This window comes from Rhodoferax fermentans, assembly GCF_002017865.1.
Taxonomy (GTDB): Bacteria; Pseudomonadota; Gammaproteobacteria; order Burkholderiales; family Burkholderiaceae_C; genus Rhodoferax; species Rhodoferax fermentans.
In genome coordinates, this window is record NZ_MTJN01000002.1 from 2,159,165 (window position 1) to 2,183,019 (window position 23,855).

Genomic DNA, 23,855 nt, shown 5'->3' on the forward strand with positions numbered 1-23,855 from the left:
GCCCCTCACCCCGCCAACAAGGCCGCGTTGCCCCCAGCTGCAGTGGTGTTGATCGTGATGGTCTGCTCGGCGCAGAAGCGGTACAGGTAGTGCGGGCCACCGGCTTTGGGGCCGGTGCCTGACAGGCCTTCGCCGCCAAACGGCTGCACCCCCACCACCGCGCCGATCTGGTTGCGGTTGATGTAGACGTTGCCGATGTGGGCGGCATGCGCCAGGGCTTGAGCGCGGCTGTCGATGCGGGTCTGGATGCCGATGGTCAGGCCGTAACCCAGCGCGTTGATCTGCTCGATGACCTTGAGCGGGTCACCGGTCCAGCGCACGATGTGCAACACCGGGCCAAAGATTTCCTGCTTCAGGTCACTGATGTTCGCCACCTCATAGGCTTGCGGCGCAATCAGGTTTGCAACTTTATTTGTAGCTGCTTGCGCTTGTTCTGATTGGGCTGGAAGGCGTTTTGCCTCCACATCCAGGCGCTTGAGCTGGTGCTGGATGCCCTCGAACGCTTCGGCATCGATGACCGGACCCAGGTCAGTGGCCAGATCAGCCGGGTCACCGGCGACCAGTTCACGTGCGGCGCCGCAGATCATTTCGATCACATGGTCGGCAATTTCTTCGTGCAGACACAGCAGGCGCAATGCCGAGCAGCGCTGGCCCGCGCTGCGGAAGGCAGACTGCATCACCGCGTCGCACACTTGCTCGGGCAGGGCGGTGCTGTCGACCAGCATGGCGTTGATGCCACCGGTCTCGGCGATCAGCGGCACGATCGGGCCGTCCTTGGCGGCCAGCGCACGGTTGATGATCTTGGCGACCTGGGTGCTGCCGGTGAACACGACACCCGCCACGCCGGGTGCGGCCACCAGAGCTGCACCGACGGTTTCACCCGGGCCGTGCAAGAGTTGCAAAGCGCCTTCAGGCACTCCGGCGGCGTGCATCAGCTTGACCATCGCCAGCGCCACACCAGGGGTTTGTTCGGCCGGTTTGGCCAGCACGGTGTTGCCAGTGACCAGCGCGGCCGCAATCTGGCCGGTGAAGATGGCCAGCGGGAAGTTCCACGGGCTGATACAGACCCAGGCGCCACGGCCCGTCAAAAACAGCTCATTGCTCTCACCGGTGATGCCCAGCACGTTGTTGCCTTCTTTGCCTGGCAGGGTTTGCGGCTGCATGATGGCCTCGGCCTGGGCAGCGTAATAACGCAGGAAGTCGATGGCTTCGCGCACCTCGCTGATCGCGTCGTTCCAGGTCTTGAAAGCTTCCTTGACCAACAGGGCGCAGAACTGCGGCAGCTGGGTTTGCAGCGCATCGGCAGATTGGCGCAGCGTGGCAGCGCGCTCAGTCACCGGCATCTTGCTCCATGTTTTGTAGCTGGTAGTGCTTATTTCTAAAGGGCCGGAGACCAATTTGGCATCGAACACTGGCACACTGGGCACCTGCGTGCTGGCGTAGGCGGCCAACAGACTGTCGCGCATGGCGGGCACGGTCAGGTCCAGGCCGGCGCTGTTGGGGCGCTGTGTGCCAAACAAAGCCAATGGCAGAGGCAATGACGGGTGAGGTTCCTGGCGCAGCGGTGAGACCAGCAGCTCAGCAACCGGCAGGGTTTCATCTGCAAGCTGGTGCACAAACGAGGAGTTGGCGCCGTTTTCGAGCAGACGGCGCACCAGGTACGCCAGCAAATCCTTGTGGGCACCAACCGGCGCGTAGACGCGGCAGGCGATTTTCGGGTTTTTGAGCACCTCGTCGTGGATGCCTTCACCCATGCCGTGCAGGCGCTGCAATTCAAAGGGCGAACCCGTTTTCTCGGCCATCTGCAGGATTGCGGCGATGGTAGCGGCGTTGTGGCTGGCAAATTGCGGGTAGAGCGCATCGGGCGCCTCCAGCAAAGCCTTGGCGCAGGCCAGGTAGGACACGTCGGTGTGGTGCTTGTGGGTGAACACCGGGTAGTGCGGCAGGCCCAGCTCTTGGGCGCGTTTGATCTCGGCGTCCCAATACGCGCCCTTGACCAGGCGGCACATCAAGCGCAGCTTGTACTGGCGCGCCAGGGCGATCACATGCTGGACCAACTCCAGCGCATTGGTTTGGTAGGACTGCATTGCCAGGCCAAAACCGCGCCACTGCGGGCAGTGCTCGGCCACCTTGGCCAGCAGAGCCTCGAACACGGCCAGCGAAAGCTCCAGCCGGTCCACCTCTTCGGCGTCGATGGTCAGGTTGATGTTGGCGCGTGCGGCCTGCTCACACAGGCCCCAGACGCGCGGCACCAGCTCGGCCAAAACCCGATCCACCTGGGCGTATTCATAACGCGGGTGCAAGGCACTGAGTTTGATGGATATACCATCATTGTCCTCACAAGCCCTTGTTGTGCTTGAGGTGGTAGCTATTGCAGCAATAGCATTCTGATAACTCTTTAAATGGTTCAGCGCATCGGCATCGGTGCGTGAGCCTTCACCCAGCATGTCGTAGCTGTAGCGCAGGTTGGGCGTCTTCTTTTTGGCCGACACTGCCTCGGACATGCCCTCGGCCATGGTCTGGCCCAGCACAAACTGGCGACCCAGCAGCTGCACCGCACGCAAGGTGGCGGCCACCACGGTGCGCGCGCCCAGCTTGGCCAACAGACCGGGTTCACCCGCCTTGTCACCCACCGTGGGCAGGAAGTGTTTGCTCAGCGCGATGGCGGTGCTCGACAGACGCGAGATCACCTTGTCGCTGCTGCCCTCAAAATCCGCGCGGCCCAGCTGGTCGGCGGTCAGTGCGATGGCGGTTTCGGCATCGGGCACACGCAGCAGCGCTTCGGCCAAACGCATCAGGGCCAGGCCCTCGGCGCTGCTGATCGGGTACTCCTTGAGCAGGCTTTCCATCGCCCAGAACGGGGGCGGGTTGTCGCGCACCGCCTGCACCCAAGGTGCGGCCACGCGGGCCACGGCCACCCAGTCCAGCGCTTGGCCCAGGGAAGTCAGCCGCTGGGCAACGATGGCGGCTTCGGGACGATAGGGTTCAGGCAAGCGTTGGGTCAACAACATGGGGGAAACTCCGGCAACAAATAAAAGCGCTATGTTGTCGGTTTATCTGGTGAATTTTTCACTTTATTTTTGGTTTGATATAGTGATTCATTCATCTATCCGGCGTTACCAGGCAAGTTGAGACGCCCTGACCGCCACTGAGACAAGACAAGTCCCCGAACACCATGGAACTCGACCGCATTGACCGCAAAATCCTGCACGCCTTGCAAGAGGATGGCCGCATCAGCAACCTCAAACTGGCCGAACTGGTCACTTTGTCACCCACGGCGGTGCTGGCACGGGTGCAACGGCTGACCAAAGACGGTGTGATTCAAGGCTACGAGGCGCGGCTGGACCCGGTCAAACTGGGTGCCGGGCTGATGGTGTTTGTGGAGGTGCTGCTGGACAAAACCACACCCAACGTGTTTGAGGCCTTCAAGGCAGCGGTGCAGGTGCGCGCCGAAATTTTGGAGTGCCACATGGTGGCCGGTGGCTTTGATTACCTGCTCAAAACCCGCATGGCCGACATGAACGCCTACCGCGAGTTTGCCGGCACCGTGTTGTGGCAGCTGCCGGGTGTGCGTGAGACACGCACTTATGCGGTGATGGAAGAGGTCAAGAACACCACCCACTTGCCGGTGTAACCGGCCCCCGGATGGTGCTGCGCCAGCTCAACAGGTGTGTTGCGCTGGCGCTTAGGGGTTTAGAACTTCGGGAAATGGAACTTCGGTGGCACACCCATGCGGGTGTTGATGACCCACTGCTGGGCAATCGACAAGATGTTGTTGGTGATCCAGTACAACACCAGGCCCGACGGGAAGAAGAAGAACATCACGCTGAAGGCCAGCGGCATGAACCACATCATCTTGGCTTGCAAGGGGTCTGGCGGTGCCGGGTTCAGCGAAGTCTGCAACACCGTGGTCAGCGTCATGATGATCGGCAGGATGTAGTACGGGTCGGGTGAGGACAAGTCATGGATCCAGCCCAGCCACGGTGTGTTGCGCATTTCCACACTCGACAACAACACCCAGTACAGCGCAATGAACACCGGAATCTGGATCATGATCGGGAAGCAGCCGCCCAAGGGGTTGACCTTTTCCTCGCGGTAGATGCGCATCATCTCCTGCTGCATCTTCTGCGGGTTGTCCTTGAGGCGCTCACGCATCTCGGTCACCTTAGGATTGACCGCCTTCATCTTGGCCATGCTGGCATAGGCCTTGGCATTGAGCCAGTAAAACGCGATCTTGAGCAGCAACACCAGCGCCATGATCGACCAACCCCAGTTGGCAATCACGCTGTGCAGCTGGACCAGCAACCAGTACAGCGGCTTGGCCAGCATGGTCAGCCAGCCGTAGTCCTTGACCAGCTCCAGACCCGGGGTCAGGGCGCTCAGCACACCTTCTTCTTGCGGGCCGGCAAACAAGGTGGTATCGAGTGTCTTGCGCTCGCCCGGTGCCAGTTCAGCCAGCGGTGCAATCATGCCCACCGAGTACAAATTGGTGTCAACCTTGCGCAGGAACAGGTCACGGTGGATGCCATCACCCAGCAACCAGGCGCTGGCAAAGTAATGCTGCACCATGGCCACATAACCGTTGGTGGCGGATTTCTCGACATCGACCTTGTTCTTCTCGATGTCTTCAAAGTTGACTTTTTGGTACTTCTTGGCTTCGGTGTAAACCGCCGGGCCGGTGAAGGTGGAGTAGAAGCTTGACTCACCCGGCGGCTTGTTGCCGTCGCGCACCAGTTGCAGGTACAGCTGAGGCACCACAGGTGAGTTACCCACATTCACAATCTCGTGTTTCACCGCCAGGGCATAACTACCGCGTTTGAAGGTGTAAGTCTTGATCAGCTTGACACCACCAACCTCGGGTGATTCAAACCGCACTTCGAGCGACTGGCTGCCGTCTTTGAGGCTGCGCTCACCGGGTGCCAGGGTCATCACGGCCTTGTGGGTGGGCAGAGCCGGGCCGCCGTTGGCCGCAATCAGACCCGACTGGGCCAGGTAAACCCGCGATGGGCTGTCATCGAGCAACACAAAGTTGCGGGACTTGTCCGCCATGTCGATGTGTTTGAGGAACTCTGTACGCACCACCGAACCACCTTCGGTGTCAAAGGTGACCTTCAGCACATCGTTCTGGACAACCACTTGCTCATGCGCGACTTTCGCCACATCTTGCGCAGGCAAACCGCTCGTAGCCTTGGCTATATCTGAGCTATTAGCTGCAGTATTTGTAGCAGTGGGTACCGCGCTTGGCACGCCGCTGGCTGGTGTTGCGCTGGCACCTTGGGCCACCACCGGGGTCGGACTCGGGAAAAAGGTCGTTTTCCGCCCGTTGTAGACCTGCCATTGGTCCCATAGCATGACCAGAGACATGCCAAAGACCACCCACAACATAGTGCGCCGAATATCGTTCATGAAGACTTCTTTTCAGGGGAAGTTGAGATCAACCGGGTCAACAGGCGACGCGGAGAAACAGTGTTGGGCGGCGGGACGGGGTCAAGCCCTCCCTCACACCAAGGATGGCAACGCCCCAAACGCCTGAGCGTGAGGTAGCTGCCTTGTGCCGCACCATGGGTTTGCAAAGCTTGCAGGGCATACGCAGAACAGGTCGGCTCAAAACGACAAGCCGACCCCAGCGACGGGCTCAAAAACAGCCGGTAGCCTTTAACCAGGCCAATCAACAGACGCGCCATCATGGCTGTTGCGGGCGTGCTGCCACGGCCCGAGCGAACAACTGTTGCAACTCACTGCGCACCGCTGCCTTCAGCACCTCAGACGTGGCACTGACAAAGTGCTGGCGATCAAAACCGCTGCGCAGTCGCACCACATGGGCAGACCGCGTCAGTGAAGAGGCAAAGTCCTGGCTCACGGCGTACACCTGGCGCTTGATGGTATTGCGGGTGACCGCACGTTTGGCCCAGCGTTTGGGCACCATGGCACCCAGCCAGACATCATCCACCGCAAACAGTGGTTGACGGGCTTCATCGGTTTGATTGGCATTCAGGGCCACGCAATGCAAGGCAAAGTGAGGGGTCCGCGCCAAAGTGGAGCCAGCCAATACCGCCTGGAACTGTGGGCGGTTTGCAAGACGCTGCAAGGTCAGGCCGCGTGGAGAAGGCTGGACAGCCGCTGACCCATCTCGCGACGGGAGTTAGACAGCCAGACGCTTGCGACCCTTGGCGCGGCGCGCATTGATCACAGCGCGGCCGCCACGGGTTTTCATGCGGACCAAAAAGCCGTGGGTGCGAGCGCGACGAATTTTGGAGGGTTGGTATGTGCGTTTCATTTTGGAAATCCTAAGAGGCTAAAGCAGCTGATTGCTCCACGGAACAAGTGCCCGTGCCAAATCAACCGACGTTCGGTTTTCTCCTGAAATGTTCAGGGAACCGCGGATTATCGCAAATTTTTGTGACCAGCGGTTCACTACTACTTTCATCGATGCTCGCAACTGCCTGCCAGCAGCAAGATTTGCGGGTTGCCACGGGGTGTGGATAAGGCTTTGATAAATTAGAATACAGGGCACAGCAATTTAAAACTATCCACACCAAGCTGACACCACATGACGCAGGGATCCCCACCGCAGCCAGACACCCACGAGGTCCTGGCCAGCCCCGATTTTTGGCAGACCTGCATCGAACAACTGGCGCAGGAGTTGCCTGACCAACAGTTCCAGACCTGGATCAAGCCACTAACAGCACAGGTCTCTGACGACCTGTCCAAAGTCACGATTTTTGTCGCCAACCGCTTCAAGATGGACTGGATCCGGGCGCAATACAGCGCCCGCCTGGCCGCCCTGATGGAGCGCCTCACAGGGCAACCCGTCAGCATTGAACTGGCTTTGGCCGCACGTGAGCCGACCCCCAGGGCTCCCATGCTCGGTAAACCCGCCATTGCGCCGGGCCCGGCGGCCGCCCCCAGTCCGGACAACAGCAACGAGCCCCTCAAAAGTCGACTCAATGCCGCTTTGACCTTTGACGCTCTGGTCGAGGGTAGCGCCAACCGCATGGCGCGCGCCGCTGCCATGCATGTGGCGGGCATGCCCGGCCATCTGTACAACCCACTGTTCATTTACGGCGGTGTCGGCTTGGGCAAAACCCATTTGATGCACGCTGTGGGTAACCAGCTGATCAGTGAGCGGCCCAACGCCAAGGTGCTCTACATCCACGCCGAACAATTTGTGACCGATGTGGTGAAAGCCTACCAGCGCAAAGCGTTCGACGAGTTCAAAGAGCGTTACCACTCGCTGGACCTGCTGCTGATCGATGACGTGCAGTTTTTTGCCAACAAGGAACGCACCCAGGAAGAGTTTTTCAACGCCTTTGAGGCCTTGCTGGCCCGCAAATCACACATCGTGATGACCAGCGACACCTACCCCAAAGGCCTGGCCGACATCCACGAGCGACTCGTCTCGCGCTTTGATTCGGGTTTGACGGTGGCCATCGAGCCGCCCGAGCTGGAAATGCGGGTGGCGATTCTGATCAACAAGGCACATGCCGAAGGCATCGTGATGCCCGAAGAGGTGGCATTTTTTGTCGCCAAAAATGTGCGCTCGAACGTGCGTGAGCTCGAAGGTGCTCTGCGCAAAATTCTGGCCTATTCACGCTTCAACCAGAAAGAGATCTCGATTGCGCTGGCACGCGAGGCGCTGCGCGACCTGCTGTCGATCCAGAACCGGCAGATTTCTGTGGAAAACATCCAGAAAACGGTGGCCGACTACTACAAAATCAAGATCGCCGACATGTACTCCAAAAAGCGCCCGGCCAGCATCGCCCGGCCGCGCCAGATTGCCATGTACCTGGCCAAGGAGTTGACACAAAAGAGTCTGCCGGAAATCGGCGAGTTGTTTGGCGGGCGCGACCACACCACGGTGTTGCATGCGGTGCGAAAAATAGGGGGGGAACGCCAACAATTGACGGAGCTCAACCAGCAGTTGCACGTGCTGGAGCAGACCCTCAAAGGTTGAAACAAATGAGTGGGAAAATAGCCGCAACACATCGACCAATCCATTAGAAACAGACCGGAAGAAGACAACATGATTGTGATCAAAGACACCCAAAGTAAAGTGCTCTCCGTGCTGCAGGCAGTCTCCGGCATTGTGGAGCGGCGTCATACCCTGCCGATTCTGGCCAACATCATGTTGCGCAAAACCGGCGCCAGCGTGCAGCTCACCACCAGCGACCTCGAGATCCAGATCCGCACCACCGCCGATCTGGGCGGTGATACCGGCGACTTCACCACCACCGTGGGTGCGCGCAAACTCATCGACATCCTGCGCAGCATGCCCAGCGACCAGGTGGTGTCCCTCGAATCCAGCGCGGCCAAGCTGATCCTCAAAGGTGGCAAGAGCAAGTTCACCCTGCAGACCATGCCCGCCGAAGACTTCCCGCTGGTGCAGGAATCGGCCAACTTTGGTCCGGTGTTCAGCGTGCCGCAAAAAACCCTCAAAAATTTGCTCAGCCAGGTGTCTTTTGCCATGGCGGTGCATGACATCCGTTATTACCTCAACGGCATCCTGTTTGTGGCCGAAGGCCAGCAGCTCAGCCTGGTCTCCACCGACGGCCACCGCCTGGCGTTTGCCAGCGCCACGCTGGATGTAGAAGTGCCCAAACAGGAAGTGATCCTGCCGCGCAAGACGGTGCTGGAGTTGCAGCGCCTGCTCTCTGATGCCGAAGGCGCCATCGAGATGCAGTTTGCCAACAACCAGGCCAAGTTCAGTTTTGACGGCATGGAGTTTGTCACCAAGCTGGTGGAAGGCAAGTTCCCGGACTACAACCGCGTCATCCCGCGCAACCACCAGAACGGCATCACTCTGGGCCGTGCGGCCTTGTTGTCCACCCTGCAGCGCACCGCCATCCTGACCAGCGACAAGTTCAAGGGTGTGCGCCTGAACATTGACCCCGGCACCCTGCGTGTGGCCGCCAACAACGCCGAGCAGGAAGAGGCCGTGGACGAGCTGGACATCGACTACAGCGGTGACAGCATCGAAATTGGTTTCAACGTGACCTACCTGATTGATGCGCTGTCCAACATGAGCCAGGAGATGGTCAAGATTGAGCTCTCTGACGGCAACAGTTCGGCCTTGATGACCATTCCCGACAACGACACGTTCAAGTACGTGGTAATGCCCATGCGAATCTAGACGCACAGGCTGCACCCGTGCACCCCACCAAACCCGCGATGAGCAGCTTGTTCCTTGCGGGTTTGATGTTTCCAGACTTCCCGAAATTTACGATGTTTTGCGACAGCGCTGACCGCCAAAAGCCTGTCTAACCTGATCAAGAGTGTGTCATGACCGAAGAAAACAAGCCCATCCCTGCCCCTGAAGCCACCGACAGCGGGGTTCACACGGGTGAAGGCAGCGCTGACAGCTCCAACTATCAGCCCACCATCGACGCACACCAGGCCGGCGCCTCCGAGGCCTACGGCGAAGGCTCGATCCAGATCCTCGAAGGCCTGGAAGCGGTGCGCAAGCGCCCGGGCATGTATATCGGCGACACATCTGACGGCACCGGTTTGCACCACCTGGTGTTTGAGGTGGTGGACAACTCGATTGACGAGTCGCTGGCGGGCCATTGCGACGACATCTTGGTCACCATCCACGCAGACAACTCGGTGTCGGTGGTGGACAACGGGCGCGGTATCCCCACTGGCGTCAAGATGGACGACAAACACGAGCCCAAGCGCTCTGCGGCCGAAATCGCGCTGACCGAATTGCACGCCGGTGGCAAGTTCAACCAGAACAGCTACAAGGTGTCTGGCGGTCTGCACGGTGTGGGTGTGAGTTGTGTCAACGCCCTCTCCAAAATGCTGCGCCTCACGGTGCGCCGCGATGGCAAGGTGCATGTGCTCGAGTTCAGCAAGGGTTTTGTGCAAAACCGCATCACCGAGGTGCAAGACGGCATCGAGGTCTCGCCGATGAAGGTCATTGGTGACACCGAACGCCGCGGGACTGAGGTGCACTTCCTGCCCGACACCGACATCTTCCAGCAGAACAACGACTTCCACTACGACGTGCTGGCCAAACGCCTGCGCGAGCTGAGCTTTTTGAACCACGGTGTGCGCATCCGCCTGAAAGACGAGCGCACTGGCAAGGAAGACGACTTTTCCGGCGCGGACGGCGTGCGTGGTTTTGTGAACTTCATCAACAAGGGCAAGACCATCCTCAACCCCAACATCTTCCACGCCCTGGGTGACCGCCAGAGTGACCAGAACACCAACATCGGTGTGGAAGTGGCGATGCAATGGAACAGCGGCTACAACGAACAGGTGCTGTGTTTCACCAACAACATTCCCCAGCGTGACGGTGGCACCCACCTGACCGGCCTGCGCGCCGCCATGACCCGGGTCATCAACAAATACATCGACGACACCGAAGTCGCCAAAAAAGCCAAGGTCGAAGTCACCGGCGACGACATGCGCGAAGGCTTGACCTGTGTGCTGAGCGTCAAGGTACCCGAGCCCAAGTTCAGCAGCCAGACCAAAGACAAGCTGGTGTCATCCGAAGTGCGCGGCCCGGTGGAAGACATCGTGTCCAAACTGCTGTACGACTACCTGCAAGAGCGCCCGGCCGACGCCAAGATCATCGTTGGCAAAATCATCGAAGCCGCGCGCGCCCGCGAAGCGGCCCGCAAGGCACGCGACATGACCCGCCGCAAGGGTGTGCTCGACGGCATGGGCCTGCCCGGCAAACTGGCCGACTGCCAGGAAAAAGACCCGGCTGGCTGCGAGATCTACATCGTCGAAGGGGACTCCGCCGGTGGCTCGGCCAAACAGGGACGCGACCGCAAGTTCCAGGCGATCCTGCCGCTGCGCGGCAAGATCCTGAACGTGGAAAAAGCGCGCTACGAAAAGCTGCTGACCAGCAATGAAATCTTGACGCTGATCACCGCTCTGGGCACCGGCATCGGCAAGGCTGGTGGCTCCACCGGCAACGACGACTTTGACGTGGCCAAGCTGCGTTACCACCGCATCATCATCATGACCGATGCCGACGTGGACGGCGCCCACATCCGCACCCTGCTGCTGACCTTCTTCTACCGCCAGATGCCCGAACTGGTGGAGCGCGGCCACATCTACATCGCCCAGCCACCGCTGTACAAGGTCAAGGCCGGGCGCGAAGAGCTCTACCTGCAAGGCCCGACCGACCTGGACAACTTCCTGCTGCGTGTGGCCCTGGTGAACGCCACCGTCCACACCGGTGGTGAGGCCAACACACCGCTCACGGGTGACACCCTGACCGAGCTGGCACGCAAACACCAGGTGGCGCAGACCGTGATTGCCCGCCTGGGCAACTTCATGGACGTGTCCGCCCTGCGTGCCATTGCCGACGGCGTGGCGCTCAACCTCGACACGGTGGCCGATGCCGAAGTCTCTGCCGCCGCGATGCAGGCCTTTTTGCCCGATGCCGAAGTGGCCGGGGAGTTTGACACGCGCACCGACAAACCGATTCTGCGCATCAGCCGTCGTTTGCACGGCAACATCAAGAGCAGCGTGCTCACGCAAGACTTTGTCCACGGCGCGGACTACGGTGCGCTGGCCGAGGCCGCCAAAACCTTCAAGGGCCTGCTGGGCGCGGGTGCCCGGGTCACACGCGGTGAAGGCGAGCGCCAAAAAGAGCAAAAAGTGGCAGATTTCCGCGAAGCCATGGACTGGCTCATCACCCAGGCCGAAGGCGCCACCAGCCGCCAGCGCTACAAAGGGCTGGGCGAAATGAACCCCGAACAACTATGGGAAACCACCATGGACCCGGCCGTGCGCACCTTGCTGCGGGTGCAGATTGACGACGCGATCGAGGCCGACAAGGTGTTCACCATGCTGATGGGTGACGAAGTAGAGCCAAGGCGAGAATTTATCGAAACCAACGCGCTGCGGGCGGGCAACATCGATATTTGACGCGATTGTAGCTGGAACCATAACCTGAGATTTTGGGAAGCATCCGTTGAGACTTTTATTGATGGATGTGTCTTGATAGCTCAGGCCTAAGCACCCAACATGATTAAAAAGGGCCACATTAACGTGGCCCTTTTTTATTTCTGCCTCTACTTTGCCAACTTGACAAGTTGACCGCCAACGCCTACGGTGGAGGTCCGAGCCAGTGCAATGCTGGCCCGTATTTGAGCTTGATCCACCAGTCTTAGCCCTGCGACCAGTGCGCCAGGGTTAGTCCCCCTTTTTGTGAGAGGGTACGAACGGGGGCTGGCGATGAAGCATGTCAAGCTTAGGACGAATCCGAGGTACGAGGTAGTACGCTGTAAGCGTGCCCGTCTGCATCTAGTCGAGCGATATCGTCTTCACTCCCATGGCACGCAGACATGCAACGAGAAATGCCGCACTGAACCGCTTGCGATTGACCTTGCGATTTATCTGTTCAGGCGACTCTTCGATTCCAAGCTCTTCGAGCATGCGCGCAAGCTGTTTGTAGCGGATACCGCGGCGTGCCATCTCAATCTCGATGAACTCCTTGGCTGTCTGTTCCCAGGCTTCATATGGCTGAGCACTCTCTTTTGGCGGTCTGTTCATCACCTTCCCACGGACTTCCAGTTGCAACCGCGAGATTCAATCGGGCGGCTTCCAACGAACATTTTAGGTCGTATACGACTGGTCTCAAATCCTCAGAACTATACGTTTCATGAGAGAAATTTATATGAGGCCCTCGTGATAGCAGATCATTTAACCGACCCAATCAGCCCATTGTTTGTGCCGACGTCAGGAGTTGCGCGATGAGAGTCGCACCCACCTTTGGTGTTCGCAGCAGCCGGACTGCAGTGAACACTGGCATCCGGCCCACGGCCCGCACTTATGGCAAAGCCCGCATTGGCACTTATGCAGCAAAAGCCGGAGGTCAAATTACTGTCGACTCCGACGCTGAGCGTCTGATGGGACACATCCTCGGCATCGACCCTCGGGTGCGATCCTTCAAGCAACAACCGTTTACCGTCGACTTGGTCGGCGAGCGGCTGCTGTTCACCCGCGAAGAAGTGTCCGAAGCACGCCGCAGCCGTGGCGGACGCAGAGGTACTGCGGAGTACACACCCGATTTCGCAACGATTCAAGCCGATGGCACGCAGTGCGCCTACGAAGTCAAACTTGAAGGCTACGAGGGTGACTGCGCTTACTGGGCAAAAGTCAAACAGGCCAAAGTCATTATGGAGGCGTACTGCTACTCCTTGTCTACTGTAGTGGTGCCCACAGACGAACGCCACCCGGTTCTAGTTAATGCCCAGCTACTCAAACCTGCACAAATGCGTGCGCGTACATACCTCAACTCGGACATCAGCGGCAGGGTCGAGCAATATTGCTCATCCGGCCCGGTATTGCAGCGAGACCTTTGCACTGACCTCCAGATTCCCACAGGCGTGATTCCCATTCTGCTTGTCAGCGGTGTGCTGCAGGCCGACCTGGCCCACCAGCACATCTGCGCCACCCTTGAGCTCTCTGCTGCCTTCGGTGATGTCAGCCATCTTTGCCTGATAGAACAGCTCGTGTCGAATGAGCTTTGTTCCGAGAGGTTTCTACCATGATGTCCGACCTGCGCAGGGGCGACAAACTGGCACTACCCAACCAGACCGAACACTACTGGGAGGTGTTAGATACCTGCAGTCATGCCGGAACCATCCATGTCTTCGACTCAGACAAGCGCGAGGCACGCTACGTCGATGAAGCAGGAATTCGAGCAGGACTGTCTAACGGTAGCCTCATTTTGCGTCGACAAGGAAAACCGCGTGTCAATGTCGCGGCCCAGTACGAAGCCTCGGAACTGCATGCCAATGTTTGTCATCTGCATGATGTACTGCGACGGATCGACGCCATACAGCGCAAACTGGACCTGTCCTTTGACGCAGCAATTTCGAGGGCGCGTGAAAACTACACGAAGGAGAACTCAAACAACAGTGAAGCGATCAAGTTTCCATCCCGCGCCACGCTTTACCGAGCGCACAAGAATCAGTTGCTGGGTCTGCCAGTTCTCAAGGGTGACAAAAACAAAGGAAACGCCACCTCCAGATATTCGAAGGAACTGCGCGATTTCATCGACCAGGCCATCCTTGACAAGTACTTGGTCCCAGGTTCCCAATGGACACTGTCGAACTTTACAGATTACATCAACCGCGAGGCCCGTCGGCAACTCCTCCTCAATGCCAAACACGACATCAGCCAAAAGTTTGTCTACAGGGCGATTCAAATCCAGTCGGTAGATGCCGAAGGCGACAGGATGGACCCGCTCACCCGGGTTGCTGGCAAGTCATTTGCCAAGAAGCGCATCCGGGCTGCGCTTCCCTTCGCGCGCATCGAGCAAGACGCCGTGCATCTACCTTTTGTGGTGCGCACTTTGCACGGTGTTGCTCGTACTGTCTATTTGGTGCTTGCCATTGATGTGTGCACTGCATATCCCGTGGGCTGGCACCTCACTCTTGGCGCACCGCGCGAGATGGATTCGCTATTGTGCCTGGAGATGTATCTGACACCTGCTAAAGCTGCTCGCTTCAAGGAACTGGGCATTGCCCATGCACTGAATGTCTACGGCACACCTTTGCAAGTCATTTTTGATAACGGTCCGGAAACCAAAGGTGGCCGTATCGTGCGTCTTGAGCTACTGGGCATAGACGTCAAGCACTGCAAAGCAAGAGAAGCGCAAGGCAAACCTTTCATCGAACGGCTGAACAGGTCCCTGAAGGAGGCGCTGGAACGCCTGCCAGGTTGCACAAGATTTGAGGGCAAGGACGGCAAGCGCGACCCCGAGGCGCTAGGCGACGAACTAATGACCATAGGCGATCTTGAGAAATGGGTTGTCCGCTGGCTCTATGAGTCCTGGGTCAACACACCGTTGGAGCGGCTGCGCTGGGACGAACTGCTGGTCGACACTGTCAGGGGCAAAACAGCCTTGGAGCGCCTGCGGTATTTGACTGAAGAGATGGGACACCCCATCACGATGCCTCCATCACGTCAAGAATGGATGACTGCGCTCTATGAGCACAAGACCTGCACGCTCAGCGCCAAGACGGGCATCACGCTGGAACATGGATTTCGCTTTAAGGGCGATGCGATGTCCTACTTGCTCAGCAAATACGGCGACCACGCACAGCTGCACGTGGTCTACAACCCAGACGATTTCCGCCACGCCTACGTGTATGAGTCCGATGAGCTGCCGCTGGTCACCCTGACACACGAACACGTGCGTGCCGACTCACCCGCATGGACCTTTGCCGAGGCCAAGGCACGGCTCGATGCCGACATGGAGGACTGGGCGCATCCCATTGCCAAAGTGCAGTTCTTGCAAGACATGGACGATGCAGTGACTGCCAAGTCACGCAAATCGACGCGTAAAGCCAAAACGCGTGGAAAGCGCGAAGAGAACCAGGAAACCGTGCGCCGTGCCAAGGATTACTCGGCCGTGGCGCGCACCTTCGAGCGGCCGCTCTCATCGGCTGCCCCGTTTGGACCGGCTCCTTCGAGCAATCCGTCCCTATCCCCCCAAGAACATCTACCGGCAGTCATCAATTACGACGACGCGCCGCTGATGACCATCGTTAACCGAACCACTGGAGAAAAACTGCTTTGACGCCTGCCGAACAACTGCGACGAAACATCGAAAACTGCGAACTTGCGCACCCGATGTTCGTTGAACACACCCGTGTTCTCAAGCAACACATCGATGATGCCCTGGCTGGCTTCGCACCCAAAATTAATCGGGTGCCTGGTCCAAGCGGTGTGGGCAAATCTTCACTGATTGCGACACTCGCACGTGCTTACCCCCAAACACGGGTGGACGGACGCCTACAGGCACCAGTGCTCGTTGTCGAGATACCTCAGTTCGCTAGCGCCAAACAGCTTCCTACATGTGTGCTGCATGCCCTGGGCCTACAGGTCGTTGCCAAAATGACAGTGGGATCGTTGTTCCACTTTATGAAGAAGCAACTTGAACTAGCGGGTACACGGGTGGTGATTTTTGATGAAATTTCCCACTTGGTGGATGAGGGCTCTCGAGTACCACCACGCGCCGTGAGCGACTGGCTCAAAACGCTTCTCGACCAAGCCCAAATTACCCTAATTCTCTTTGGCATTCCGCGGCTTGAGCGGTTGTTTTCTGCGAATGAACAGCTACGCCGCAGATCGCGTCCTGCCCGCGTCTTTTTACCCTACGACGCAAGTGATGCCAAACAAATGGCAGCCTATGCCGCTTGCGTCACGAACTACGCCCGCATGTTTGCTGCTGCTGGCTACCCGATTTCCGTGCCGCCGCGCGTGTTGGTGCAGCAGAGCTATCTGCTCACCGGAGGGCTCATTGGTGTGCTCGCTGATTTCATGCGGGAGCTCGCCAGAGGCGTAGCCGACAGCGCACCGCGCGCGCTCACTTATGCAGACTGCCAAATGGTGCTAGACGATGTCAGCCACGCGGGCTCACCCCACCAACTGGCTTTCCAGGGTTCTGGTGTCGAAGACACTGACGTGCCTCCGGCAGCCATGAAACAGGCCTACGTCCATGTACTGACCAGCAACTCGACGTCAGTGCCCGTTCGCAAGAAATCGGGAGACAAATAATGGGCCTCATCATTACCCACGCACCCCATGGTGACGAGTCCGGAATCGGCTACTACCGTCGACTATCTGCCGACAATGCGCTTTTCGGTTGGCGGAACCTGGCAGACGTCGCGGGCGTCGAGCGCAATCGCCGCGCATTGCTGATGCGCACAAATGATGTTGCAAGCAATCTGGGGCTGGAGCCGGCATGGACCGAATCCGCATGCAAGAAAGAAGAACTCTGCCGCAAGTGGGGGCGACTGCATCGCACCCAAGCGGATGCAGTTTGTCCGGCATGCATGGCTGAATCTCCCTATCTACGTCACCACTGGGAACACGCTTATGTCACTGCTTGCCCTAAACACCGCATTCAGTTGGTCGACCAGTGCAATGCATGTGGGGAACACCTCTCGCCGATGCGGCTTTACATCGGGCTGTGCACGTGCGGCCAGGACTTGGGCCGCCTGCCGCAGGTGCCGGCCACCAAGTCACAGCTCTGGTTGTCGACGCTGATTGGGGGCAACTGCTCGCTATCTGGCAACCTGAAACCCGTATTTCATGAAGTGGACACCGATGTACTCGTGAAGGTCATTCGAACGCTGTGCCGACATCCCGACCCGACTACGCCGTCTTTGCCACGTGGCGCCGACCTGCCAAAGAATGTGTCGAAAGCAATCGACTTCCTCGGCCCGCTTGAATCACTGCTGGCCGACTGGCCCACGAGTTTGCGCTCGCATGTTGAGCAGCGCATTGCCGCCGGGCGCAAAGATGCACGCACTTTGAACACCTTGTTGGGCGACTGGTACATCAGCTTGCGCAAGGCTTGTCAGGGCACAGCGCTCGAGCCGCTTCTTCAAGTCATCATCGACGTTGCCGCTGAAAAAACCGATTGTGTGCTGGGCATGGACTCGGCCAAGGCCATGGCTGAAGATGTCACCAAATATGTGAGGGCGCCAGATGCCGCCAAGGCTATCGGTGTTAGCGTGTCTCGTATGCTTGATGCGATCCATCATGGCGAGTGCGCGCATCGCACAAGGCGGATCGGTACCCGGGGTCAGGTCTTTGAAGTTTCCCGTGTGGAAGTCGAACGCATTCAACAACTGCGAGCCCAGTGGATTTCCGACGCCATGGCATGCGAGTTGGTAGGCGTCACCCCCGCGGTACTCGAACGCATGAAAGCAGCTGAAGTTATTCGCTCGGACATTCGCTGGCGCGAGGACTTCATGAAAGGCGGACCAGTCGAGCGTCAATCTTTGCTAGATTTGTATGAACGTGTCGACTCGTGGGCCAATTCTGCTGACGTCACAGAAGATACAACGCTCACCTGGTCTGAGTTCACGAGTCGGCGGATGGGGGAAAAGCGTGCTATTGAATCACTCATGAAAGCCATTGCGAGCGGCGCTGTGAGGGCTGTCGCGGGTGCACGAACACTGGGCGAGATGTCGTTCTGCATGACAGACGTGTCTCAGCATTTCGGAAGGCCATTGCTCGAAGCTGGCATGTCGATTCATCAACTATCCAAAGCGACGGGCTGGAAGTGGGAGTCGATCTCGCACTGGATCGACGCGGGTCTGCTGGCTTGCGAGTCGATTCAACTCCGGGGTCAGCCATGTCGCGTGGTCTTGCCGAAACAGCTGCTGGAATTTCGCCAAACGTACATTCCGCTGGCAGACTTGGCCCGCGCGATGGACAAGAGGGCATCAGCCTTGTCGCACATGCTCCCGGGCATTGAGCTATTTGGTGCGAAACAGTTACCTGATGGCGCGATGCGCGGCGGCTTGCTGCGCATGGCAGATGTTGGTCGGCTCGCGGTGATTGGGGCTAAGGCTGGACATGACCTGTTTGTGCCGGCTGAATGATTGGTGCTGGTGATGACGTCGATGAATGATGTGACGTGGTCTTCAATGAGCTGTTGTGCCCTGTGGGTGAACTGACCACGGTAGGCGTCACTAACGGGCAAACTCGGGCATCTCTATCGCTGCGGCTACTGGGATTCGGTCCTAATATGCGCATAGCTTCTTGAGCAGTCAGCTCCAATTCGGTTGCCAGCTTGTGTCACGTACGCATGCAGTTTCTGTGCGAAGAGCCGCGCATCTGGCTCATAGGGGCCCGTGTCCACCAAGCATGCTGCATGTTGTCCTACACCGCCAGCTACCTTCAACTGACCATCACCAAATTGGAGGCTGCCTCTGAACGGCAGCTCCCGCTACTTCCACCCCAATGCTGTCCTAGGCGGGTGTGTAAAACCGTCGTTCACCAAAGTCAGGGAATTTGAAAAGCAGTCATTCGACCAGCCGACAACAGCGCCGAGCGCAATCCGGTTCCAGTGTCTCTTTATGCTTCAGTTTCCGTCTTTTCCCGCTTCGTGAGCAATCGGGCAGATTCTGTCAGTTTCATCACGACGTTTCCCTCAAACTCAGCTGGATACTTCTTCACGCCAGTGGAAAATAATATCTGAAAGTGCCGTGCATTCGGGTTTTCAAGCAACTGAATCTGCTTCAGCATCTTAATAAGTCTCTCAAAGTCGATCCCCGCGGTCTCCGGCGTGTCCACCAACAGCAATCGGGGAAACGGTACATCAGATAGCAGGCTCAATTGCATTAGCGCAAGGTAGTACAAAAAGCGCTTCGGCACCTTCGCACTATGTTCTCTATATTCACCGTTATTGATTAGCGGTAGGTACGTTTGCGAGTCGATGCTGGCATTCCTGCACTCGGCCACGACTGACGTCATTGACTCGTTATAGACCCGATTAAATGCTTCAACTTGCTTGTGAAGCTCGGTTTTCGATTCGCCATCGAGCCGAATAACCTCAGCCTTAGCCAAATCAAATGCAGTTTTTTTGCTCTTGTATCGCTTCAGAAGCTCATCAAGCCTAGTTTCTAGGCGAAAAGCCTCTGTCGCCTTTGCGAGTCGATCTCGGGTTTCTAAGAGCTTCGTGTCGAGCTCTTCCATCGCCTGCTCAACGCTTGCAGGAGACGCGTTTGCTTCTTGGAGGCGGACGCGATGGAGCTGAAGTCGCTCCTGCACTACCGCGCGCTCCGAACTCCAGCGAACTGAGTCCTCCCGTACGCCGGCGATGGCAAGCCGCAACGTCTCAAGGGTTTTCGATTTGCTCTTAAGGATATCTAGATACTCTGCAGGACTATAGAAAAACCGTTGAAAATCCAGTTCTTCGACCTTGTTTCCGCAGATGCAATGTCCCGGCGTCCGAGCGACGTCATTAAGGCAATAGGGGCAAGTGTCGCTCGAAAATAGGTTCAGTTGCCCGTGCGCGTAAATCACCTTGTTAATGCGTTCAATGTCGGCCTGAAGGGAACGCTCAACGTCAATCAGTCGACCAGCCTCCTGAACTAACTTTTCTCTTTCTTCGTCCAACTCGCGCCTTCGAACTTCAAACGCACGGACATTGGCTAGTTCAGCATCGAGCGATTTCTGCGCTTCAGCAGAACCCAACTCACCTCGGGAGAAGCCTCGACGGGTAGCAAGAAGCTTCTCAATTTGCGCCTCTAGCCCTTCTATTCGTTCAGCAAGCGCTTTCGTGTTAGCGACATCGGTAATGCCGCTCGCCTTCAACAGCTGTTCAACAATGTTTTCGTACTCCTGATGAACAGCTTTCGCCGTAGCTGTATCCCGTTCAGCCAATTTCTGTTTGCCAATGGCATCGTACAAATCAAGAAGCGTCTTCCCGATCAATATTTGAAAGATAGCCTTCCGTATTTCGAGCGAGTCGGAAATGAAATTAGAAACCTCGGCTGGCTTGTAAATTCCGTTTGGATCAGGGCTCTGATTGTGATAAATCAGCCTTGCCAAATCCGAGAAATTCAACTTAAACTGCTTCCCTCCTTGAAATATATCTACGACAGGAATATTTAAGCGCTCAAGCAGCCAGTCCGAAAACGTCTTAGTATCTTCACGTCTTTGAATGGGAAGTGTAATAGAGTCAACAGTCGTGGTTACGTCATCTATGGCTGTGGATGCTTTCACCACTGTAATACTGTTTTCGCGCAGACGTCTGTTCAATGTGAACAACTCGCCACCTATTTGGATGACGAGACGCACCATATTATTCGAGTCGCCGATTATCTCTTTATGCGTCTCGAGAGAGTTTGAATCGAATTCGTCAACCTTACCGCCCAAGCCATAGTAGATCAAGTTGAAAAACGTAGATTTGCCCGTTCCGTTTGGGCCTTCAATAATGGACAGCCCATCATCAAATGTGGGAGACTCAAAAAAATACTGATCGCCAAAGTAGGCTACTTTTCTTATGGCTAAGCTGCCCATACGCGCACTCCCCGATCCATATATAAACGCTCCAGCAACGTATCAAAGTTTAATGTCGATATGCGTGAGATGATACGTTTTAGATTAGCGGCGTTGAGGCGCTCTTCGTCAAAGTGATCGGATTTGAAAAAACCTTCTGGCAAAGCAGCCGCAAGAAGGGTGATGTCCAAAACTTCCGCAGTGTCGGTGCGTTCGATTGACACGAAACCCCTTCGCCTCAATGAGAAAAGAACCTTAAATACTTCTCTTTTGTGGAGCTCCGCGGTCGTATAACTTGAAAACAGCAGTTCACGATCCACTGGATTTGCACGACGCTGGGCCTGTGTTCTGTCCAAGATATCGATTAATCGAGCATCGTTCAGAAACTGAATCAAGTATGCGAATTTGCGGTGGTCCTTTATTCGCCTAGGCGAACCACCGAGCAACTCCAACGTCAGAAGGATAGAGTACGCGATGAAATAGAAGTCTTCCCCTGAGATGAAATACAGGGGACGCTTGTTCCTACTTTCCATTGGGCGCCTCATCAAGAGCCAGGAAGCAGTCATCGAACAGTGTAAGAACTGCTCCCTTAATTGAATGATGGTCCCTTTGCTTGTACCTATATGTCGCTCGCAGGGTCAAAACGTGTTGCTCGGCCACCTTCGACAAGTGGTCAATTGCATCTAGGACTTCCTGCTCGGTCATTGCCTGGACCGACGGCATTCCCAAGAGTTCCGTCTCACAGACATCAAGTATGCGGCGTAGCATACCTTTCATTTCTCGCTGACCTTCTTGCTCGACATTCCTTGCAAGAGCGCAGACACGGGCCAGCACTTTCAGTTTTGACGAACTAAAGTTGGGGCAGACAGAAAGTATCTTCTCTTCAAGATTTCTGAAATCATTGGCTGTAAGAGCGTCCCAATGCTCTACCGCAGGGTCCTCTACGCGAAACTCTGCGTTGGAACCAAGAAGGATTTCATTGAAGATATTTTTGAGCGTATCAGTATTCAGGAGGCGATCCGATGGCACGGGTTTTGCGGACCTCTTTTCTAATTCGTCCAGAAGGGTAGATAGCAAATAGGTTTCAAGGTTCGCATGCCGGTGAGTAAATAAGCGGGAACTCCTGATGGCGTCAAGAGCTGACTGCTCTAGGGTCTCATTCGTTTCATCCGTTATGGACCAATCTATCCCTTCGAGAAATGTACGAAAATCCTTCGCCGTCAGGGCTTTCAACATTGACTGAAAGCCACCGCTCTTTTTCTTGCTGTACTGCTCGACGTACTCTTCAGTTACCAAGAATCGGGTGATAGCGAGTTCATCGGTAGTAAGGCTCTGGTTTTTAGCCAGTTTATCGAGAATCCTGTAGAGGGATTGCTCAGAATTTATCCCAAGTTCTTTGCGTAATTCTGCGGAAATTCGTTCTTGCGCGACCGTCGCGGACGCATATACCCCGAGCTTTAGATCACTTGTTCGGCCGAAAGTGAAATACAGGTCAAGAAATGCGACGACAGTGTTCTTAATCGCGGACGAATTGAAACTCAAGCTTGAGCCGTAATACTTGTTTTCCTCACCGCTAATCGCGGCGCCGCAACTACCGTCGATGAGAACGGAGTCCTCTAGCAGTTCCATCGCGCAGTGCACCAACCCTTCTCGATTGGAATCTATACGCTGAAGGAAGCGAATGGCTGCTCTTAACTTTTGAAATCTGAAACCCTTCGTCTTGTCGCCAGCCTCCCGGCTGATGACACACGGGGCATCGGCGCCACTGTCCACCGTCATCTCCCGCTCCTTAGCTGCATTAGATGTGCATGTTGTTGGCGTAAATGTAATGACTGCAACTATCGCCCTTTAAGCAGCGAGCGAAGGATGCGCAGGTATCTATTCATCCGACATTTCAGCTGTTTACCGAGTACGTCAGTTTAGCTGCCATTGGAATCAGGCCGCACAACTTTTGTGCCACCCAACACACCATTGATGCGCCCGTCATACAAGCCGAGGTTGGTGAACGCTATTCGAACCCGTATGATTTGCAGCTTCAGTTTTTCTGCGGCCAACACAGGGACGCGTGGTCATTGAGCAAGTCAGCAATTGGCGATGCCGAGTCGTATTTAAGTCAGGCAGGACTGGCCGCCAACAGCGGTCTTCTGGCCACGAACCGTCACTCCGCTCCAATCTGTTCTTGGTCAATGTCTCGCAGTTTCTTCCCTAACTCGATAAACACGCTTTGGGATACACGGGCGCAAGGGTGGGGAACCAGCCAGATGCTCGACTCACCCACCTGATAGTTGGGAATTAACGCACCTTTTTCTGGCCACGTCGCACTGTTTACGAGTTGGCCCCAGTATTTACGGTAGGTAGTGCCATATAAAACGACATGACGAGGCCTGTGGGTCAGCACGAGCTCCCGGATTTTGGGGATACGGTTAGCAAGCACGTACCTACGATACTTCGACCGACTGGCGAAGTAGGCGTGGTCTTGGTTTTCCAGACGCACGTAGTCGAAACTCTTGATAGAGGACGAAGGCAGGGGGAGTAGCTCAAGCAGGCAGGTATCACTCCCCTCCATCGCGAACGCGTTGGCTTGAAGCTGTCTTACGTTTTCTTCAGAGACCTCTTGTCCTTTGGCACAAAGTAACGTCTCCAGCAGCCGACGCCAGGTGCGCTGTACTTTGACCTGTCGCCCTGTCGGTGCCTCCCAGAATTCTCGGATGCCAAGGTCAAAGTGGTACTCCCGCGCGTCATCAATCATTTTGCGGCCTCGGGATTCCCAAATCTTAAAGCGGGGGATAACGTCATTCTCCCAACTCGGCCCACAACCTTCCTCCATGCCGATGAACCAGTAGGGAGCTTGGAGGTTTCCGTAACCGTAAAAGGTAGACATGAAATCTGTGATAAGTTTGTGCATGGTTTGGAGTTGTGCATGGCGCCGTCCGAGGTTCACCGAGGAGGAGAAATTTGCCCCATTGATTGGTTTACTGGACTTACGTGCCCGAATAACTGCTTCTGGCCGAAAGGGTATGACCGCACCCCCGGTGGCTCAGTATTCAATCGGCGCCGACACACTGTTCGCTTTATTGACATTCTGC

At 56.6% G+C, this 23,855-nt stretch carries 18 protein-coding genes; 8 read left to right on the top strand and 10 right to left on the bottom strand.

Annotated features, from left to right (window positions below; all coding sequences use genetic code 11):
* Positions 1-5: 5 nt before the first annotated feature.
* Positions 6-3,011: a bifunctional proline dehydrogenase/L-glutamate gamma-semialdehyde dehydrogenase PutA gene (gene putA / locus RF819_RS10260; protein WP_078364896.1), complete on the bottom strand. Its 3,006-nt coding sequence runs from the start codon at positions 3,009-3,011 to the stop codon at positions 6-8.
* 164 nt (positions 3,012-3,175) lie between these two features.
* Between putA and RF819_RS10265 the strand changes: the two genes are divergently transcribed.
* Complete coding sequence (locus RF819_RS10265) at positions 3,176-3,634, top strand: Lrp/AsnC ligand binding domain-containing protein (protein WP_078364897.1); 459 nt, start codon at positions 3,176-3,178, stop codon at positions 3,632-3,634.
* Positions 3,635-3,693: 59 nt separating this feature from the next.
* Here RF819_RS10265 and yidC read toward each other — a convergent pair whose 3' ends face one another.
* The 4 genes from yidC to rpmH are packed head-to-tail and all read right to left on the bottom strand — an operon-like array spanning position 3,694 to position 6,277.
* Positions 3,694-5,406, bottom strand: coding sequence for a membrane protein insertase YidC (gene yidC, locus RF819_RS10270; protein WP_078364898.1), 1,713 nt, complete (start codon positions 5,404-5,406; stop codon positions 3,694-3,696).
* Positions 5,403-5,687: a membrane protein insertion efficiency factor YidD gene (gene yidD, locus RF819_RS10275; RefSeq protein WP_078364899.1), complete on the bottom strand. Its 285-nt coding sequence runs from the start codon at positions 5,685-5,687 to the stop codon at positions 5,403-5,405. The genes yidC and yidD overlap by 4 nt, the downstream gene beginning before the upstream one ends.
* Entirely contained in the window at positions 5,684-6,088 is a 405-nt protein-coding gene (locus RF819_RS10280) for a ribonuclease P protein component (protein WP_078364900.1), read from the bottom strand. Before RF819_RS10280 ends, yidD begins: the two co-directional genes overlap by 4 nt.
* A gap of 54 nt (positions 6,089-6,142) precedes the next feature.
* On the bottom strand, positions 6,143-6,277 hold the full coding sequence (gene rpmH, locus RF819_RS10285) for a 50S ribosomal protein L34 (protein ID WP_006299042.1): 135 nt from the start codon (positions 6,275-6,277) through the stop codon (positions 6,143-6,145).
* 273 nt (positions 6,278-6,550) lie between these two features.
* On the opposite strand from rpmH, the gene dnaA reads away from it, so the two are divergent.
* From dnaA to gyrB, 3 genes are all read left to right on the top strand, one after another.
* The gene (dnaA, locus tag RF819_RS10290) at positions 6,551-7,954 is read left to right on the top strand and encodes a chromosomal replication initiator protein DnaA (protein ID WP_078364901.1); all 1,404 of its coding nucleotides are present in this window, start codon (positions 6,551-6,553) and stop codon (positions 7,952-7,954) included.
* A gap of 69 nt (positions 7,955-8,023) precedes the next feature.
* Positions 8,024-9,130 carry a DNA polymerase III subunit beta gene (gene dnaN, locus RF819_RS10295; RefSeq protein ID WP_078364902.1) on the top strand — a complete coding sequence of 369 codons (1,107 nt, stop codon included), beginning with the start codon at positions 8,024-8,026 and terminating at the stop codon, positions 9,128-9,130.
* A 149-nt stretch (positions 9,131-9,279) separates the two neighbouring features.
* Positions 9,280-11,883: a DNA topoisomerase (ATP-hydrolyzing) subunit B gene (gene gyrB / locus RF819_RS10300; RefSeq protein WP_078364903.1), complete on the top strand. Its 2,604-nt coding sequence runs from the start codon at positions 9,280-9,282 to the stop codon at positions 11,881-11,883.
* A gap of 378 nt (positions 11,884-12,261) precedes the next feature.
* Here the strand turns inward: gyrB and RF819_RS10305 are convergent, their stop codons facing one another.
* The gene (locus tag RF819_RS10305) at positions 12,262-12,537 is read right to left on the bottom strand and encodes a DUF6471 domain-containing protein (RefSeq protein WP_242473046.1); all 276 of its coding nucleotides are present in this window, start codon (positions 12,535-12,537) and stop codon (positions 12,262-12,264) included.
* Positions 12,538-12,710: 173 nt separating this feature from the next.
* Here RF819_RS10305 and RF819_RS10310 point away from each other — a divergent pair, with 173 nt between their 5' ends.
* Genes RF819_RS10310 through RF819_RS10325 form a run of 4 tightly spaced genes read left to right on the top strand, consistent with a single transcriptional unit; the run spans position 12,711 to position 18,365 of the window.
* Positions 12,711-13,511, top strand: a complete 801-nt coding sequence (locus RF819_RS10310; RefSeq protein ID WP_078364904.1) for a hypothetical protein — start codon at positions 12,711-12,713, stop codon at positions 13,509-13,511.
* Entirely contained in the window at positions 13,508-15,547 is a 2,040-nt protein-coding gene (locus RF819_RS10315; protein ID WP_078364905.1) for an integrase catalytic domain-containing protein, read from the top strand. Before RF819_RS10310 ends, RF819_RS10315 begins: the two co-directional genes overlap by 4 nt.
* Positions 15,544-16,527 (top strand): TniB family NTP-binding protein, encoded by a 984-nt coding sequence (locus RF819_RS10320; protein WP_242473048.1) that lies wholly within the window; start codon positions 15,544-15,546, stop codon positions 16,525-16,527. Before RF819_RS10315 ends, RF819_RS10320 begins: the two co-directional genes overlap by 4 nt.
* The gene (locus tag RF819_RS10325) at positions 16,527-18,365 is read left to right on the top strand and encodes a TniQ family protein (protein WP_078364907.1); all 1,839 of its coding nucleotides are present in this window, start codon (positions 16,527-16,529) and stop codon (positions 18,363-18,365) included. Before RF819_RS10320 ends, RF819_RS10325 begins: the two co-directional genes overlap by 1 nt.
* A gap of 475 nt (positions 18,366-18,840) precedes the next feature.
* On the opposite strand, the gene RF819_RS10330 is transcribed toward RF819_RS10325, so the two are convergent.
* The 4 genes from RF819_RS10330 to RF819_RS10345 all read right to left on the bottom strand — a co-directional run bounded on the left by RF819_RS10330 (position 18,841) and on the right by RF819_RS10345 (position 23,650).
* Positions 18,841-20,790, bottom strand: a complete 1,950-nt coding sequence (locus tag RF819_RS10330) for an AAA family ATPase (RefSeq protein WP_078364908.1) — start codon at positions 20,788-20,790, stop codon at positions 18,841-18,843.
* Positions 20,778-21,164 carry a hypothetical protein gene (locus tag RF819_RS10335; RefSeq protein ID WP_143541667.1) on the bottom strand — a complete coding sequence of 129 codons (387 nt, stop codon included), beginning with the start codon at positions 21,162-21,164 and terminating at the stop codon, positions 20,778-20,780. Before RF819_RS10335 ends, RF819_RS10330 begins: the two co-directional genes overlap by 13 nt.
* A gap of 127 nt (positions 21,165-21,291) precedes the next feature.
* Positions 21,292-22,548: a hypothetical protein gene (locus RF819_RS10340; protein ID WP_078364910.1), complete on the bottom strand. Its 1,257-nt coding sequence runs from the start codon at positions 22,546-22,548 to the stop codon at positions 21,292-21,294.
* Between the two features lie 379 nt (positions 22,549-22,927).
* Positions 22,928-23,650 (bottom strand): hypothetical protein, encoded by a 723-nt coding sequence (locus RF819_RS10345; protein WP_078364911.1) that lies wholly within the window; start codon positions 23,648-23,650, stop codon positions 22,928-22,930.
* Positions 23,651-23,855 lie beyond the last annotated feature (205 nt).

Bases quoted from the DNA above. Each gene is read 5' to 3' on its own strand.
- putA (WP_078364896.1), bottom strand. From the start codon at position 3,011: ATGTTGTTGACCCAACGCTTGCCTGAACCCTATCGTCCCGAAGCCGCC.
- RF819_RS10265 (WP_078364897.1), top strand. From the start codon at position 3,176: ATGGAACTCGACCGCATTGACCGCAAAATCCTGCACGCCTTGCAAGAG.
- yidC (WP_078364898.1), bottom strand. From the start codon at position 5,406: ATGAACGATATTCGGCGCACTATGTTGTGGGTGGTCTTTGGCATGTCT.
- yidD (WP_078364899.1), bottom strand. From the start codon at position 5,687: ATGATGGCGCGTCTGTTGATTGGCCTGGTTAAAGGCTACCGGCTGTTT.
- rpmH (WP_006299042.1), bottom strand. From the start codon at position 6,277: ATGAAACGCACATACCAACCCTCCAAAATTCGTCGCGCTCGCACCCAC.
- dnaA (WP_078364901.1), top strand. From the start codon at position 6,551: ATGACGCAGGGATCCCCACCGCAGCCAGACACCCACGAGGTCCTGGCC.
- dnaN (WP_078364902.1), top strand. From the start codon at position 8,024: ATGATTGTGATCAAAGACACCCAAAGTAAAGTGCTCTCCGTGCTGCAG.
- gyrB (WP_078364903.1), top strand. From the start codon at position 9,280: ATGACCGAAGAAAACAAGCCCATCCCTGCCCCTGAAGCCACCGACAGC.
- RF819_RS10310 (WP_078364904.1), top strand. From the start codon at position 12,711: ATGAGAGTCGCACCCACCTTTGGTGTTCGCAGCAGCCGGACTGCAGTG.
- RF819_RS10315 (WP_078364905.1), top strand. From the start codon at position 13,508: ATGATGTCCGACCTGCGCAGGGGCGACAAACTGGCACTACCCAACCAG.
- RF819_RS10325 (WP_078364907.1), top strand. From the start codon at position 16,527: ATGGGCCTCATCATTACCCACGCACCCCATGGTGACGAGTCCGGAATC.
- RF819_RS10330 (WP_078364908.1), bottom strand. From the start codon at position 20,790: ATGGGCAGCTTAGCCATAAGAAAAGTAGCCTACTTTGGCGATCAGTAT.
- RF819_RS10340 (WP_078364910.1), bottom strand. From the start codon at position 22,548: ATGACGGTGGACAGTGGCGCCGATGCCCCGTGTGTCATCAGCCGGGAG.
- RF819_RS10345 (WP_078364911.1), bottom strand. From the start codon at position 23,650: ATGTCTACCTTTTACGGTTACGGAAACCTCCAAGCTCCCTACTGGTTC.